This is a genomic window from Mesorhizobium dulcispinae, assembly GCF_033977345.1.
GTDB classification, from domain to species: Bacteria; Pseudomonadota; Alphaproteobacteria; order Rhizobiales; family Rhizobiaceae; genus Mesorhizobium; species Mesorhizobium dulcispinae.
Map to the genome: position 1 here is coordinate 1 of NZ_JAVIIY010000056.1, position 1,704 is coordinate 1,704.

Genomic DNA, 1,704 nt, shown 5'->3' on the forward strand with positions numbered 1-1,704 from the left:
GTTGGAACTGGCGCTGGAGGATCTTTTAATCGCCGCATCGGAAAGCAGCACCAAGCCGCTCGACGAGGTCGATGAGGCAGTGCCTGCTGCGCCTGCGGCAAGCACGCCCGAAAAGACTATGCGCCGCCGTCCGCGGGTATCGGAACAGGCAGCTCGCGAGCGCAAAGAACTCGATCCTGGTACCTGCTGCCCCGATTGCGGTGGTGAACTGCGCCTTGTTGGCGAAGACGTCAGCGAAATCCTCGACATGATCGCTGCGCAGATGAAGGTCATCGAGGTCGCTCGATTGAAGAAGTCCTGCCGTTGCTGCGAGAAGATGGTGCAGTTGCCGGCACCAAGCCGTCCAATACCAGGCAGCATGGCGGTGCCGGCCTGCTGGCTTACATCCTGGTCTCGAAGTTCGACGACCATCTGCCACTGTATCGCCTGAACGAGATCTTCGCCCGCATGGGCGCCGACATTCCCGACAGCACGCTGGTCGATTGGTGCGGTCGCGCCATGCAGGTGCTTCAGCCGCTGATTGAGCGGATCGAGACCGCGATCATGGGCAGTGACCTCCTCGACACCCCAATCCGGGTGCTGGATCGTTCTCTGCGGGATAAGGGTTTGGGCAAGGGCGTGAAGAAAGGCAGGATCTGGACTTATGTCCGCGATCAGCGTCCCTGGGCGGGCGCTGCTCCGCCGGGTGCGGTCTACTACTTTGCTCCCGACTGGAAGGAAGAGCACGTCCACCATCACCTCAGGCAGGCGAGCGGCATCCTTCAAGCTGATGGATATAAGGGCTACGGGAAGCTTTATGAACTTGGATTGGACGGGACATCCCGCTTCCGAGAGGCTTCATGCTGGGCGCATTGGCGACGTGACTTCCATGATATCTGGACCTCGAACAAATCCGAGATCGCACGCGAGGCTCTCGATCGCATCGGTGCGCTTTACGACATCGAGCGCGACGTTGCAGGCCAGCCTGCCGATATCCGCCTTGCCGCGCGTCAGAAGCACAGTAAAGCGAAGATCGAAGCATTGCGTGTCTGGGTCGAAGCGCAACTGACCCGTATTCCGGGCAAGGGTGATCTGGCGAAAGCCTTCCGATATGGCCTGAGCCGTTGGTCCTCATTTTGCCTGTTCCTGGAAGACGGTCGTGTCGCCATGGATAACAACGCTGCCGAGCGGGCCTTGCGTCCAATTGGAATTGGAAGAAAAAATTGGCTCTTCGCTGGCGCCAACACGGGTGCGGAGACATTGGCACGTGCCATGACTATTATCGAGACGGCCAAGATGAACGGCATCGATCCTCAGGCCTATCTGGCCGACGTGCTCGACCGCATCCACGATCACAAGATCAACCGCCTCGATGAGCTGCTTCCCTGGAATTGGTTACCTGTCGCCGCCATCCGCGCCGAGGCAGCCTGATGGCAACCGTGACCCATGTGTTCAGCATCGATTACGTCGCCAAATTGCTCGACGAAGATTCTGAACTCCTTCAGGCGATCGTCAGCAACGATGACAACCTGAGCTACGGCAGCATCATCAGCGTCTACGTCGGGCCGGACGAGGCAATAACTTCGCTTACCCGCGACGGCATTGAAGAGCTGGAGCAAATGCTTGCCCATGCTCGCCGCACCGCTGACGAATGGAACGACTTCCTCGAAGCCTTCGTCGCTGACCAGGAACTCATCGCTCGCATCAAAGCGAAATCTCCGCGGT

Annotated in this window: 1 protein-coding gene and 1 pseudogene; both read left to right on the forward strand. The window is 59.0% G+C overall.

The genetic code is table 11. The features are described from left to right. Nucleotides 1-1,410 (forward strand): annotated as a pseudogene (gene tnpC / locus RFN30_RS32190) (IS66 family transposase); the annotation flags it as partial. Continuing rightward, the coding region (locus RFN30_RS32195) for a hypothetical protein (RefSeq protein WP_120019105.1) at nucleotides 1,410-1,704 on the forward strand (295 nt) is incomplete at its 3' end. The pseudogene tnpC and the gene RFN30_RS32195, both read left to right, overlap by 1 nt.